This window comes from Nonomuraea sp. NPDC049378 (assembly GCF_055586745.1).
Map to the genome: position 1 here is coordinate 31057 of NZ_JBVJHP010000015.1, position 12883 is coordinate 43939.

14 protein-coding genes are annotated in these 12883 nt (G+C 69.8%); 6 read left to right on the forward strand and 8 right to left on the reverse strand.

Features of this window, described 5'->3' with window-relative positions; translation table 11 throughout:
• Window positions 1-77: 77 nt before the first annotated feature.
• On the forward strand, window positions 78-1049 hold the full coding sequence (locus ACZ6SA_RS30365; protein WP_465831935.1) for a hypothetical protein: 972 nt from the start codon (window positions 78-80) through the stop codon (window positions 1047-1049).
• A 116-nt stretch (window positions 1050-1165) separates the two neighbouring features.
• Here the strand turns inward: ACZ6SA_RS30365 and ACZ6SA_RS30370 are convergent, their stop codons facing one another.
• The gene (locus ACZ6SA_RS30370) at window positions 1166-1780 is read right to left on the reverse strand and encodes a M23 family metallopeptidase (RefSeq protein WP_465831937.1); all 615 of its coding nucleotides are present in this window, start codon (window positions 1778-1780) and stop codon (window positions 1166-1168) included.
• Window positions 1781-1948: 168 nt separating this feature from the next.
• On the opposite strand from ACZ6SA_RS30370, the gene ACZ6SA_RS30375 reads away from it, so the two are divergent.
• Genes ACZ6SA_RS30375 through ACZ6SA_RS30385 form a run of 3 tightly spaced genes read left to right on the forward strand, consistent with a single transcriptional unit; the run spans window position 1949 to window position 3688 of the window.
• On the forward strand, window positions 1949-2392 hold the full coding sequence (locus tag ACZ6SA_RS30375) for a hypothetical protein (protein WP_465831939.1): 444 nt from the start codon (window positions 1949-1951) through the stop codon (window positions 2390-2392).
• A gap of 3 nt (window positions 2393-2395) precedes the next feature.
• Complete coding sequence (locus ACZ6SA_RS30380; protein WP_347647221.1) at window positions 2396-2719, forward strand: winged helix-turn-helix domain-containing protein; 324 nt, start codon at window positions 2396-2398, stop codon at window positions 2717-2719.
• Window positions 2720-2743: 24 nt separating this feature from the next.
• Window positions 2744-3688, forward strand: coding sequence for a serine hydrolase (locus ACZ6SA_RS30385; RefSeq protein WP_347647220.1), 945 nt, complete (start codon window positions 2744-2746; stop codon window positions 3686-3688).
• 40 nt (window positions 3689-3728) lie between these two features.
• Here ACZ6SA_RS30385 and ACZ6SA_RS30390 read toward each other — a convergent pair whose 3' ends face one another.
• The 3 genes from ACZ6SA_RS30390 to ACZ6SA_RS30400 all read right to left on the reverse strand — a co-directional run bounded on the left by ACZ6SA_RS30390 (window position 3729) and on the right by ACZ6SA_RS30400 (window position 5897).
• Entirely contained in the window at window positions 3729-4802 is a 1074-nt protein-coding gene (locus tag ACZ6SA_RS30390) for a spore photoproduct lyase family protein (RefSeq protein ID WP_465831942.1), read from the reverse strand.
• 66 nt (window positions 4803-4868) lie between these two features.
• On the reverse strand, window positions 4869-5189 hold the full coding sequence (locus ACZ6SA_RS30395) for a hypothetical protein (RefSeq protein ID WP_465831944.1): 321 nt from the start codon (window positions 5187-5189) through the stop codon (window positions 4869-4871).
• Between the two features lie 9 nt (window positions 5190-5198).
• On the reverse strand, window positions 5199-5897 hold the full coding sequence (locus ACZ6SA_RS30400) for a TetR/AcrR family transcriptional regulator (RefSeq protein ID WP_465831946.1): 699 nt from the start codon (window positions 5895-5897) through the stop codon (window positions 5199-5201).
• Between the two features lie 98 nt (window positions 5898-5995).
• Here ACZ6SA_RS30400 and ACZ6SA_RS30405 point away from each other — a divergent pair, with 98 nt between their 5' ends.
• Together ACZ6SA_RS30405 and ilvD are read left to right on the forward strand one after the other, a co-directional pair.
• On the forward strand, window positions 5996-7216 hold the full coding sequence (locus ACZ6SA_RS30405; RefSeq protein WP_465831948.1) for a saccharopine dehydrogenase family protein: 1221 nt from the start codon (window positions 5996-5998) through the stop codon (window positions 7214-7216).
• A gap of 76 nt (window positions 7217-7292) precedes the next feature.
• On the forward strand, window positions 7293-8942 hold the full coding sequence (gene ilvD, locus ACZ6SA_RS30410; protein ID WP_465831950.1) for a dihydroxy-acid dehydratase: 1650 nt from the start codon (window positions 7293-7295) through the stop codon (window positions 8940-8942).
• A gap of 230 nt (window positions 8943-9172) precedes the next feature.
• Here ilvD and ACZ6SA_RS30415 read toward each other — a convergent pair whose 3' ends face one another.
• The 4 genes from ACZ6SA_RS30415 to metG all read right to left on the reverse strand — a co-directional run bounded on the left by ACZ6SA_RS30415 (window position 9173) and on the right by metG (window position 12750).
• Complete coding sequence (locus tag ACZ6SA_RS30415) at window positions 9173-9610, reverse strand: hypothetical protein (protein ID WP_347647214.1); 438 nt, start codon at window positions 9608-9610, stop codon at window positions 9173-9175.
• A 217-nt stretch (window positions 9611-9827) separates the two neighbouring features.
• Window positions 9828-10214, reverse strand: coding sequence for an STAS domain-containing protein (locus ACZ6SA_RS30420; RefSeq protein ID WP_132603662.1), 387 nt, complete (start codon window positions 10212-10214; stop codon window positions 9828-9830).
• 41 nt (window positions 10215-10255) lie between these two features.
• The gene (locus ACZ6SA_RS30425) at window positions 10256-11233 is read right to left on the reverse strand and encodes a phosphotriesterase family protein (protein ID WP_465831953.1); all 978 of its coding nucleotides are present in this window, start codon (window positions 11231-11233) and stop codon (window positions 10256-10258) included.
• Between the two features lie 38 nt (window positions 11234-11271).
• Window positions 11272-12750 carry a methionine--tRNA ligase gene (metG, locus tag ACZ6SA_RS30430; protein ID WP_465831955.1) on the reverse strand — a complete coding sequence of 493 codons (1479 nt, stop codon included), beginning with the start codon at window positions 12748-12750 and terminating at the stop codon, window positions 11272-11274.
• Window positions 12751-12883 lie beyond the last annotated feature (133 nt).

A 12883-nucleotide genomic window follows, 5' to 3' on the forward strand; every position in this document is an offset into this window, starting at 1 on the left:
ACGGTCGGATGGTGAGCACAGAGGCGTTTTCCACGGCTGTCGTCCAGGCGCGTGACCTGCTCAGATGGCGTTCGCCCTTGCGGACAGAGCTCTGGGCGGCCAAGGTCACGGCCGGGTTGGATCCGGCGCAGATCCGGCCGTTCCTGAGCGAGCTGGCGGTGGACGGCGGTCCGGAGGCGCGGCTCACGCTGGTCGCCATCGCGGCGGTCAACGCGGGCCGTCCGCTGTCTCCTCCCGACGCCCCGGGTTTGCCGGACATGCCCGCCCCGGCGGGTGACGCGACGACGGGGGCGGGTGCCGAAGTGTACGCCGAGGCCGCTCGCGGGCTGGCTGGGACGCTCGCCGGGTGGGTGCGCCGGATGGGACGGGTGACGTGCGAGGGCGCCTGGTACGGCAAGGCCGACCCGTACGGCGAGCAGGTGCTGGCCGTGCTCTCCTTCCGCTACGACAACGGCAAGGAGCCGCACCTCCTGGTCGTCGGCATCGACCAGCCGCAAGGCGGGCTGGCGGTCGACGCGCTGGTCGAGGAGGTCAAGTTCCTTGACGATCTGGGGCTGGAGGCGGCCGAGCCCGGGACGGTGGCCGGGCGGATCCTGGACGCGTTCGAGCTGGGTGACCGGATCATGGGAGCGGAGGTCGCGGACACGCTGGCGAGCGTGCGGCCGCTGGCGATCACCCGGGCCCAGGGCGTCCCGGGGCTGGTGCGTGGCGCGTCCGACGACATCTTGGCCCGGTTCCGGGACCTGCCGGAGATGCAGGGGGCGGGGAAGGCGTTCGAGAAGCTGGCCGAGTTCGTCGGGGACCGGCCGCGGTGGTGGAGCCCGCAACGGGTCTCGGCGTTCCTGACGTCGTGGTTGCCCCGGGAGGCGATCCTTTCGGAGGCGGCCATCGCGGCGATGCCGGAGGTGGTCAGGGCGTGGAGTCGTTTCAGCGGCGACCATCCCGCGGTGCTGCGCCGGATCGACGAGGACGCGCCGCGCCTGCCCGCGCTCATGGCCGACGACTCCCTGGCCGGTCTGGGCAAACGCATCGCCCAGAACCGCCTCTGACCCCTGATCGGATCCGGGCCGGCACATCCCCAGAACCGTCCCTCACTCCTGGATTTCGACGAGGCTGGACCGCCCCTCGGAAGCACAGGACTGGGCGGGCAGGTCAGCTGGGCGGATCAGTGCGGTCCCAGTTCCCCGACATTGCAGTTGTTGCTGGAGACATTGCGGTATTCCTGGCCGTCGCGGTTGCCGTAGACGGCGCCGTTGAAAACGGAGGGGACCCGTTCCACTCCCGGTCCGCCCCATCCGGTCTTTCCGTCACCGTTCTTGTCGTACCAGGTCTCGAAGTGCAGGTGAGGGGTATTGCCGTTCGTCCCCGTGCCGCCCACCTGTCCCAGCACGGAACCGCGGGTGAGCCGGTCGCCGACCTTGACGCTGCGGACCCGCAGATGGATGTAGACGGTGTACCACCCGCCACCGTGATCGATCTTGACGCTGTGCCCGGCGCCGTTGCTCCACTTCGACATGACCACGGTCCCGGCAGCCGGCGCGATGAGCTTGGATCCGTTGGTTGCTCTCTGCGGTTCCCGCACCATGTCCAGTGCCGGCGCGTGGCCCCAGGTATTCAGACGCCACTTCTGCTCGCACGGGAACGGGAGCTGCATGGCTGGACGCGGCCCTCTTGCGTGCGAAGCGTCGGCGTGGGCGAGCTGGGCGGGCCCGACCAGCCCGACGCCGGTGAGTACGGCCAGCGTGAGTGCGGCCAGCGGTCTGCGGTTTTCCCCCGTCATGTGTATCCCTCCTGCGCTTGATCACATCCGGTGGGACCAGTGTGAGACGAGGGGGTTATCGCGCCGCTTATGCGCAGGCTTTGGATTCGCTGCGTTCGATCCGGGGCTGGACACTTGAATGACGGTTGAGTACTCTCTTCCAAGTAAAGAATGTGACTTGGAGGAAACATGCCTGAACATGACGAATTGTCAGCGGAAGCCGCCCTTCGCGAAGTGGACCGCGCGCAGAGCGCCGTACGAAGGACGGGCCGACGGGGCGCGATCTTCTTCCTGACGTTGTGGCTGATCACCACCGCCTACTGGCTGGCCGCGCTGCTCGGCCCCGAGGCGGTCCAGGACTACAGCGGCCTAGGGCTCCTCCTCGTCGTCGGCGTGGTGCTCGGCGCTCGCCTCGTCTTCCGCGAGCGGGTCTACAGTCGGCTGATGTCCCGGATCGTCTACCCCGTCACCGGGGCATTCGTGGGGACGGTCGTGCTCGCGTCCCTCTACAACATGTTCCTGCGCCCGATGGAGCCGGGGCCGGAGTCGGTGGTGCCCGACGTCGTGGTCGCGCTGATCGCGGGCGCTCCCCTGCTGTACGGCGCGGTGCGCGTGTTCCGCTCCGGGGAGTGATCGGTGAGCCATCCTCGGCACGCGCTCGACGAGATCATCCACGCACCGGTACGGCTGTCCATCACGGCCATGCTCGCGGCGGCGGAGACGGTCGAGTTCAGCTACCTGAGGGACACGATCGAGGTCAGCGACTCGCTGCTGTCCAAGCACATCCAGACGCTGGAGAAGGCGGGTTATGTGCGGGTGACGAAAGGCTTCGTCGGCAAGCGTCCTCGAACCTGGCTGTCGCTGACCGACGCCGGGCGTGACGCCTTCCAGAGCTACATGGCCACACTCCGGCAGATCACGGAGGGCACCTCTCGCGCACGAGCACAAGAAACCGACTGATCATCTCGAAAGGCGGCTTGATAGATGAAAGCTCTCTTCGCCATGCTCCTGCCCTCGCTGCTGGTCTCCCCGACGAGCGCTGCCCCGGCCGACCTGAAGGACGCTGAGGCCGTACTCTCCTACATCCGCGCTCACCCCGACGACGTCGCGCTGGTGACGCAGGGCATCAGCCACAATGCCGATCGCCTCACCCCCGTGGCGTCGACCATCAAGATCATCCACCTCGCTGCCTACACCGCCGCCGTCCACAAGGGAAAGATCGAGCCGGACGAACGTGTCCCCGTGACCCGGTGGAACTCCTACCACCTGCCCGGCACCGATGGCGGTGCGCACGAAGCGGCGCTCCAACGGCTCAAGCCCGGTACGAGCGTCACGCTCGACCAGATCGTCTCCGCCATGATCGAGGAGAGTGACAACGCCGCCGCCGACCTGTTGCGCGACCGCCTCGGCCCCGGCGCGCTGCGCAAGATCGCGCGAACGCGCGTCGGCACCATCAACGGCGAGATGCTCCGCGCCTTCGGCGGCTGCACGTTCACCGCCGACGTCTGCCTGAAGAACTACGTCAAGGCGGGAAAGCCGGTGCGGCTCACGCTTCCCGGCTTCGCCCAGCAGGCCTCCTTGGGCGAAACCGTGACCCGCGTCGAACCCGGCGTTCTGCGCAGAGTGCTGGCCGGGCTCAGGACGGACAAGACGGCGAGCAGGCACTTGGAATGGCCGATGCGCCAGCCCGGCGCCGATCCCCGCACGCTCCTCATCGGCACCAAGGGCGGCTCGATGCCCGGCGTGATCAGCGAGGCCATGTACATCGTCCGCCCGGATCAGAAGCCGCGCGAGACCGTCCTCGCACTGCGGCGGCTACCGGAGACGACCTGGTTCTCCGGGATGCGCAGCTACGCTCACCAGCAGTTCCTGATTCGAATGGCGACGGATTCCGGCTTCTTCGTGAAAGTCCGCACAGCATTGACGTGAACTCCATCGCTCTTCGGCGCGCCCCGTTGCGCACCGGAGCTCAGAAGGCGTACCGGATGCGGCAGTAAGGCAGCTTGGCGGTGATCAGGTCGGTGAGGGCGGCCACGTAGCGTCCCTTGAGGCCGGTACGGTAGCGGACGTTCCAGCCGCCCGTCTGCGACCGTTTGGCCTGCTGCACGTCCGGCCGCCACAACACCTCCTCCGCCTGGGGATGCCAGCCCAGGTTGACCTCGTGGAGGCGTTCGTTGTGGGTGAGGAACACGATCTCGGCGGCGAGCTGCCGGCGTGCCTCGGGGTTGAGGGCGTCGTCGAGTTGCTCCAGCAGTTCGGCCCAGCTCTCCAGCCAGCCGTCGCGGACCACGACCGGGCTGAGGTTGACGTGCACTTCGTACCCGGCGGCGACGAAGTCGTTGATCGCCGAGATCCTGTCGGTGAGGGGTGAGGTGCGGATGTCGAGGAGCTTGGAGTCGGCGGCGGGCATGAGGCTGAAGCGGATCCTGGTACTCGACCGAGGGTCCCAGTTGAGCAGGTCGCGGTTGACGTACTTGGTGGCGAAGCTGGCCTTGGCGCCGGGGAGGTCGCGGAACGTCTCCACCAGGTCGCGGACGTTCCGGGAGATCGTGGCGTCGACGGAGCAGTCGGAGTTCTCGCCGATGTCGTAGACCCAGTCGTGGGGATCGACCTGGTTGGGCTCGGACTTGACGCCCTGCCGGGCGGCGTGACGCCGGAGGTAGGCGATGATCTTGTCGATGTTGGCGAAGACGGTGATCGGGTTGCTGTATCCCTTGCGGCGCGGCACGTAGCAGTAGGCGCAGGCCATCGCGCAGCCGTTGGCCGTGGAAGGGGCGATGAAGTCGGCGGAGCGGCCGTTGGGGCGGGCCGTCAGCGACTTCTTCACCCCGAGCACCAGCGCCTCGGTCTTGATGCGCACCCATCGGGCGACGTTGCGCTCGTCGCCGTAGAGCTCGGGGATGCGGTGGTGGCCGGCGATCTCGATGAGCTCGGCGCCGGGAAAGCGGGCGAGGATCTCCTGGCCCCGGGGCAGCTCGGCGGCCGCGGGCTCGAGGTAGATGCGCCGGATGTCCAGCAGGTGGTCACGTGTGGTGATGCTCATGTCACTCCTGCTGCCAGGCTACCCGGACTGGTCCACCGGGCAGGCATACGCGGTTCTGGAGGCGAGCTACCAGGTCCGTACGGCGGCCCCGCACCGGCGGCAACGTTCACGCTTGCAGACCCGGCGCTCGTCCGGGGCGTCCGGGTCGCTGACGACCTGCCCGGCGTCCCTGCCGAGCGACATGTACGCGGTCGCCGCCTGCCACATCCCGCGCAGCGGGTCGGGGTCGAGCGAGGCACGCGGGCCGAGCGGCTCGCACTGGATGAGGGCGATGAGGTCGTACGCCACCTCGTCCGTGGCCAGCCGGAGCCGCGTGCCGCGTTGCGGGACGGCCGACGGGTCGGCATGGCGCAGGAAGAGGCCGCGCATGCCCAGGTGCACGGGCATACCTGCGATCTACCCGCTGAGCTGGGACGAAGCGCTGGACAGCAGCATGTCGAGCGCCGTCGGGTAGGCGCTGTCGTTCATGCGGGCGACCAGGAGCGGCGCGGTGGCGGCGATGTTGGGGTGGGTGGTGACGGGCAGCCGCGCGTACGTGTCGCGCCACACTTCCTCGTCGGCCTCCCGCGCCGCCTTGGGGAGCGCCAGGGTGGCGGCGTCGAGGATGGCGAAGGCCAGGCTCTGGTCGATGAACGCGTGGTAGATCCGGACGGCGTCGTCGTCGGGGAAGCCGGCGCCGCGCAGGATGCCGAGGATCGTCTCGTCGCCCGCCACTTCGTTCGGCCGGCCGGTGACGCGGCTGGCGGTCAGCAGGGCGGCCTGCGGGTGGGCGAGGTAGGCGTGGTGGATGCGCAGGCCGAGGTCGCGCAGGTCGGCCTGCCAGTCGCCGGTGGCCGCCCAGCCGGCCATGGCGTGGCCGTACAGCTCGTCCGCGATCGCGAGGACGAGGTCGTCCATGCCGCGGAAGTAGCGGTAGACGGCGCTGGCGTCGGCCCCGAGCGCGAGGCCGAGCCGGCGGGCGCTGAGCCCTGCCGCGCCGTGCTCCCGCAACATCCGCAGGGCGGTCTCGACGATGAGCCGGTGGGTCAGGACCTGCCCTTGCTTGGTGGGGCGCCGCCGCCTGCGCGACGTCTCGCCGACCACCCGTTCGGCCATGGCCCGCCCCTTATGTCAACATCATTGACGTTGATGAGCCTACCGGCATGGGATGGACGACACACCCCTCGAATCCACTTAAAAGGGGATTTATTGTCATGCGCATCCTTCTCGTGGGATCCGGCGGTGTGGGCACCGCCATCACCAGGATCGCGGCGCGCCGCCCGTTCTTCGAGCACATGGTCGTCGCCGACTACGACCTCCCCCGCGCCGAGGCGGCCATCACCGCGCTGGGCGAGCGGGCGGGCAGGTTCACCCCCGCCAGGGTCGACGCCGGCGACACCGCCGCCGTGGCCGCGCTGCTCGCCGTACACCGCTGCGACGTCCTGCTGAACGCCACCGACCCCCGTTTCGTGCTGCCGCTGTTCGAGGCGGCGCTCGCGGCCGGAGCGGACTATCTCGACATGGCGATGTCGCTGTCGCGGCCGCACCCCGACCGGCCGTACGAGGAGGTTGGGGTGAAGCTGGGCGACGAGCAGTTCGCCCGCGCGGACGCGTGGTCCGCGTCCGGGCGGCTCGCCCTGGTCGGCATGGGCGTGGAGCCGGGCCTCTCCGACGTCTTCGCCAGGTACGCCGCCGACGAGCTCTTCGACGAGATCGAGGAGATCGGCGTCAGGGACGGCGGCGACCTGACCGTCGAGGGTTACGCGTTCGCGCCGTCGTTCTCCATCTGGACCACCCTGGAGGAATGCCTCAACCCGCCGGTCGTCTACGAGAAGGGCCGCGGCTGGCACACCACTGAGCCGTTCAGCGAGCCGGAGGTCTTCGACTTCCCCGAGGGCATCGGCCCGGTCGAGTGCGTGAACGTCGAGCACGAGGAGGTCGTGCTGGTCCCGCGCTGGGTGGACGCCGGCCGGGTCACCTTCAAGTACGGCCTCGGCCAGGACTTCATCGACAAGCTCAGGGCCCTGCACACGCTCGGGCTGTCCGGCACCGAACCGGTCAGGGTCAGGTCCGGCCAGGGCACCGCCCTGGTGGCCCCGCGCGACGTGGTCGCCGCCGTGCTGCCCGATCCGGCGGGGCTCGGCGACCGCATGCGCGGCAGGACCTGCGCCGGCACCTGGGTGAAGGGGGCCAAGGACGGGCGGGCGCGCGAGGTGTACCTGTACCACGTGGTGGACAACGCGTGGTCGATGCACGAGTACGGCTCCCAGGCCGTGGTCTGGCAGACCGCCGTCAATCCCGTCGTCGCCCTCGAGCTGCTGGCCGGCGGCGTGTGGAAGGGCGCGGGCGTGCTGGGGCCGGAGGCGTTCGAGCCGCGTCCGTTCCTGGACCTGCTGGTGGCGTACGGCTCGCCGTGGGGCCTGCGCGAGCAGTGAGGGGGCCGGAGGAAGCCGCCGGGAGCGGGCACAGGATCATTGAGGTGCGACGACCCGTACACCGGAGGTTGACCCCTTGAGCATCGCCGACGACCCCGACCGCGCACCCGCCCGCTCCCACCTCTATGCCATGGGCCTGTCGGACGAGGACATGCGCCGCCCCGTGGTGGGCATCGCCTCCACCTGGACCGGCACCATGCCGTGCAACCTGAACCACCGCGAGCTGGCCGCGCACGTGGCCGACGGCGTGCGCGCGGCGGGCGGGCTGCCGATGGAGTTCAACACCATCGCCGTCTCCGACAACCTCACCATGCACACGCCAGGCATGCGCGCCTCGCTGATCAGCCGCGAAGTGATCGCCGACTCGATCGAGCTCATGGGCCGGGCCCACTCCTTCGACGCCCTGGTGGCCATCGTCGGCTGCGACAAGACCGTGCCGGCCGCCATCATGGCGCTGGCCCGCCTCGACGTGCCCGCGGTCGTCCTCTACAGCGGCAGCATGCTGCCGGGCCGCTGGCGCGGACGCGACGTCACCATCCAGGACATGTGGGAAGCCCTCGGCGAACGCGCCGTCGGCCGCCTCGACCAGGCCGAACTCGACGACCTGGCCCGCCACGCCTGCCCAGGAGCCGGCACCTGCGCCGCCCAGTACACCGCCAACACCATGGGCAGCGTCGCCGACTTCCTCGGCCTGGCGCCCTTCGGCATCGGCGACATCCCCGCCGTGGCCCCGGAGAAGGACACCGCCGCCCGCCGCGCCGGCCAGATCGCCATGGAGGCGCTGGCCCGCGACGCCCGCCCCTCCCGCATCCTGACCGCCGACGCCCTGCACAACGCGATCGTCTCGGTCGCGGCCATGGGCGGCTCCACCAACGCCGTCCTGCACCTGCTCGCCATCGCCCGCGAAGCGGGACTTCCCCTCGCCATCGACACGATCGGCGAGGTCTGCCGCCAGGTCCCGATCATCACCGGGCTCAAGCCGAGCGGCGGCCCTCACACCGCCGCCGACCTGTGGCGGGCGGGCGGCACCTCTCTCGTCGTCCGCCGCCTGCTGGAAGCCGACCTGCTGCGCGAGAACGTCACCCTGGTCGACGGCCGCACGCTCGCCGACGTCGCCGCGCAGGCCCGGGAGACACCGGGCCAGACCGTCGTGGCCGACGCGGACCAGCCGTTCAAGGCCCGGGGCGCCCTGGCCATCCTGCGCGGCTCACTCGCCCCCGACGGATGCGTGCTCAAACTGGGCGGCAAGGACGACTTCCGCCACGAAGGCCCGGCCAAGGTCTTCGACTCCGAGGACGCGTGCATCGCCGCCATCGAGGCGGACCTCATCGTGCCCGGCGACGTGATCGTGGTCCGCTATGAAGGGCCGGCGGGCGGGCCCGGCATGCGCGAGATGCTCTCGATCACCGGCCCGTTGGTCGGCCGGGGCCTCGGCACCTCGGTGGCCCTCGTGACCGACGGCCGTTTCAGCGGGGTCTCGCACGGGCGGGTGATCGGGCACGTGGCCCCCGAGGCCTACCACGGCGGGCCGATCGCGCTGGTGCGCGACGGCGACCCGATCGTCATCGACAGCGCCGCCGCGACCCTCGACCTGCTGGTGCCCGAGGCCGAGCTGGAACGCCGCCGCGCCGCCTGGCAGCGGCCGGAACGCGAGGTCGAACGCGGCGTGCTGACCAAATATGTGGCCACCGTCCGCTCCGCCTCCGACGGCGCGGTCACCGCCTGAGCCCGGCGGCGAGCTCCGCGAGCTCCGCGACCTCGGCATGGTTGGCGGGCGGCTATGCTGCCCATTGACGTGTGCCTGCCCCGGAGAAGGAGATTCACGCGATGTACAAGGAGTTCGCTGTCGAGGCCGTGATGTGGCTTGTCCCGGTCGTGGTGCTGATCGGGCTGGCGCTCCTCGTCACCGCGTAGGCCCGAGGGCCGGCCGCGACGCGGCCGGCCCTCGTCCGTCGTCTAGCGGTAATACCTGTAGTAGGTCGTGGTGAAGACGTGCCGGTTGTAGTCGCTCCTGCCGGCGAGATACCGGTTGTAGGCGCGGGAGAGGCTCCTGGAGCGCACGGTGCACGAGGCCCAGCGGGTCTTGCGGGCCCTGATGGTTCCGACGTTGTCGTAGCACGTGCCCACGTGCCTGCCGTTGACCTTGAGCCGGGCCTTGAGCCTGACGTTGAAGACGGTCGTACGCGAGATGTTCCTGATTCTGACCTTGACCCGGCAGGTGTGCCCGCACCGGCCGAAGGAGATCTTGCCGCGAATGAGATGAGGCTTGGCGGTGACCGCGACCGCGCCGGCCGAGGACGCGCCGGCCGAGGACGACGTCGCGCCGGCGGGCGCGGCCATGAGCGAGGTAGCCGCAGCGGCGACTAAGAACGTTCCAACCAGACTTCTGATCATGATTCCCCCAGTGATGCCGTCGCCATCCCCCTGTGGCAGCGACCGGTATCCAGTCGATTACAACAAGAATCCGGAAATACCAACATTTCACCAAGGCGATCTGATATGAAACAGTTACATTTTTATGCTGGGCTTATACCCGAATGCCGGAGATGCCCAGCCTGCTGAGCAGGGACAGCACGGCAGACGGCCCTTCGGCTGGGCCCCTTGCCGGCACTCAGTCGGTGAACGGCGGCGGATCGCCCGCTTCGTTGAGCTCGGCGATGGCCAGCTCGGCCGTGCTGCGGATGTCGAAGAACTTGTCGAGCGCGGTGATCGCGAACAGGTGCTTGCAGCGGCCGTTGAGCCCCGACAACAGCAGCCGGCCCCCTGAGGCGGTGACGGCCTTGTGCAGGTAGACCAGCACGGACAGGCCCGAGGAGTCGCAGACGCTGACCGCCTGCATGTCGATGACGAGCAGCGGAGGCTGGGTCAGGTCGAGAGCCTTGGTGACGCGGTCGCGAACCTCCGCGGCGGAGCCGAAGTCGAAATCCCCCGTCAACCGCGCGATGACACAGGGTCCCTGGAGTCCGAGGCTTATCGACAAGGCCTGCTCCGAAGTCACCCAGCTCCACCTACCTGCGTTGCTTGCCCGATCCAACCACTCTACGAGAAGTAGCGCTTCGGGTTGAACACCAGCATCTGCTCAATCTGGCCATCGGTCACACCCGAGTCGAGCAGTGCGGCCAACACGTCGTCGTGAATGTGATCGTAGCGCCAGTTGGGCGCGAGCGTGGCGCGGGCGTCATCCCAGGCACCGCCGAAGTAGTCCATGAAACAGGCGGTGTCATGACTGAGGACCATACGGTCGGCGTATCCGCGCTGACAGAGCTCCGCGATCGTGGCCACCCGCTGCGCGGTCGAGTTGTAGACGTCCAACCCGAAGCGGTCCATTCCGAGGGTCGCGCCGGTGTCGGCCATGCGCATGAGGTAGTCGAGGTCGTTGCTGTCCCCCGCGTGCCCGACGATCACCTTCTCCAGGTCGGTTCCCTCCTCGGCGAACAGGTCGAGCGCGAGAAGTCCGCTCCGGGTGAACGCGTTGGTGTGGACGGTGATCGGCGCGCCGGTGCGCGCGTGCGCCCGCGCGACCGCCCGGCAGATGCGCTCGACGCCGGGCGTCAGGCCCTTGGCCTCGACGACGCACTTCAGGAACGCCGCCCTGACCCCGGTGTCGGCGATGCCGTCGGTGAGGTCGCGGACGAAGTCGTCGACCATCGGGTCGGGCCCGTCGAGGAACAGGCCCGGGCCCCGGTGCTCGTACTGGTGCGGCAACTCCTCGAAGGAGTAGAGGCCGGTGGCGACGATGATGTTCAGGCCCGGCACCTGCTCGGCGACCCGCTGGACGCGCGGGATGTAGCGGCCCAGCCCCCACACCGTCGGGTCGACCAGCGTCCGCACGCCCTTCGCCGCCACCGCGTTGAGCTTCCCGACCGCGTCCGCCACCCGGAACTCCTCGTCCCACCACGCGCCCCTGCCGTAGTTGTCCAGGTGTTCGGCGGCCACGACGAAGATGTGCTCGTGCATGAGGGTCTGCCCGAGATCGTCAACGTCCACGGGACCGCGCATGGTGTCGACGGTGGGCATGCGGCGCCTCCATACCGGCGGGTCTGGTGCGCGCCAACCTAGGCTGGCGACCGCCCGCCGTCAACACCGGCTCGCGGGGCGTCACGTGGCCCGGCGGTCGGCACGGCCAGCCGCCGGAACAACGGCTCCGGCCGGGGCAGCCGCCCGTCACCCGCGGAAGTCACGGCCGCGGCCACGCGCGCCGCCGCCGTGGGCAGGAACGGCTCCAGCTGTACGGCCAGCGTCCGGCACGCGTGCACCAGCGTGGCCAGGGCCACCTCCTGGCCGGCCCGCGACCGCGCCCAGGGCCGGGTCCGCTCGACGTACCGGTTGGCCTGCTCGACCAGCGCCTGCACGGCGCTCGCCGCCCGCCGGAAGTCGAAGGCCTCCAGAGCCTCGTGCACCGCGTCAGCCACGTCGAACGGCACTTCTTCCCGTGCCTCCACGGGGACCCGGCCGTCCAGGAACCGGTGCACCATGGTGACGACCCGGTTGACCAGGTTGCCCAGCCCGTTGGCGAGGTCCTCGTCGGCGCGGGCGGCCAGCCGTCCTTCGGTGAAGTCGGCGTCGCCCACGCGCGGCACCTCACGCAGCAGCCACCACCGCACGGCGTCGACCCCGTACGCGTCCACCAGCGCCACCGGGTCGGCGGCGCCACCAGACGACTTGCTGATCTTGCGGCCGTCCGCCGTGAGGTAGTCGTGCACGAAGATCCCCGTGGGCAGCGGCTTTCCCGCGGACAACAACATGGCGGGCCAGTAGACGGCGTGGAAGCGGATCACGCCCTTGCCCATGAGGTGCACCTTGCGCGGCTCGGCCACCCACCAGCGGTCGTAGTCGCCGCCTTCGAGCGCGGTGACGTAGTTGGCGAGGGCGTCCCACCACACGTAGACGACCTGGCCGGGATCGCGGGGAACCGGGATGCCCCACCCCCGGGCGCGGGCGGCGGACCGCGAGACGCTGATGTCGTCCAGCCCCGCCTCGATGAACGCCAGCACCTCGTTGCGCCGGGCCGCCGGCTCGATCCTGAGCCGCCCGCCGCGGACGAGGTCGAGCAGGATGTCCTGATAGCGGGAGAGCCGGAAGAACCAGTTCTGCTCGGAGACGACCTGCAGCGGGGCCTCGTGGCCATCGGGACAGGGCCCTTCCGGGTAGAACTGCTCGCAGCCCACGCAGTAGAGCCCCTCGTAGTGCCGCTGGTAGAGGTCGTGCCGGGTGGCCTCCCAGATCCGCTCGACGCCGGCACGGTGCCCCGGATGGCTGCTCGTCCTGATGAACGCGTCGAAGGACAGGTCCAGCGGCCCCCGCAGCGCCTCGAACGCGGCGGCGTTCCTGTCCACCAGCTCCCGCACCGGCACGCCCTCCGCCTCGGCGGCCAGCACGTTCTTCAAGGAGTTGTCGTCGGTGCCGGTCTGGAACCGCACGGGCTCGCCCCGCCGCCGGTGGTGCCGGGCCAGCACGTCGGCCTGGACCAGCTCCAGGGCGTGCCCGAGATGCGGGCGGGCGTTGACGTAGGGGATGGTCGTCGTGATGTACATCGGATGCCTCCAAGGGGCCCCGGACACGACGAGAGGCCCCGCTCGCAGGGCCTCAACAAGACGTCGCCGATGATGAGCCCCTAGGGGCTCATCATCACCAGGCACGTCGTCATGATCCCCATGCTACAGGGCG

Bases quoted from the DNA above. Each gene is read 5' to 3' on its own strand.
- ACZ6SA_RS30370 (WP_465831937.1), bottom strand. From the start codon at position 1,780: ATGACGGGGGAAAACCGCAGACCGCTGGCCGCACTCACGCTGGCCGTA.
- ACZ6SA_RS30390 (WP_465831942.1), bottom strand. From the start codon at position 4,802: ATGAGCATCACCACACGTGACCACCTGCTGGACATCCGGCGCATCTAC.
- ACZ6SA_RS30400 (WP_465831946.1), bottom strand. From the start codon at position 5,897: ATGGCCGAACGGGTGGTCGGCGAGACGTCGCGCAGGCGGCGGCGCCCC.
- metG (WP_465831955.1), bottom strand. From the start codon at position 12,750: ATGTACATCACGACGACCATCCCCTACGTCAACGCCCGCCCGCATCTC.
- ACZ6SA_RS30405 (WP_465831948.1), top strand. From the start codon at position 5,996: ATGCGCATCCTTCTCGTGGGATCCGGCGGTGTGGGCACCGCCATCACC.
- ACZ6SA_RS30395 (WP_465831944.1), bottom strand. From the start codon at position 5,189: ATGCCCGTGCACCTGGGCATGCGCGGCCTCTTCCTGCGCCATGCCGAC.
- ACZ6SA_RS30375 (WP_465831939.1), top strand. From the start codon at position 1,949: ATGCCTGAACATGACGAATTGTCAGCGGAAGCCGCCCTTCGCGAAGTG.
- ACZ6SA_RS30385 (WP_347647220.1), top strand. From the start codon at position 2,744: ATGAAAGCTCTCTTCGCCATGCTCCTGCCCTCGCTGCTGGTCTCCCCG.
- ACZ6SA_RS30415 (WP_347647214.1), bottom strand. From the start codon at position 9,610: ATGATCAGAAGTCTGGTTGGAACGTTCTTAGTCGCCGCTGCGGCTACC.
- ACZ6SA_RS30425 (WP_465831953.1), bottom strand. From the start codon at position 11,233: ATGCCCACCGTCGACACCATGCGCGGTCCCGTGGACGTTGACGATCTC.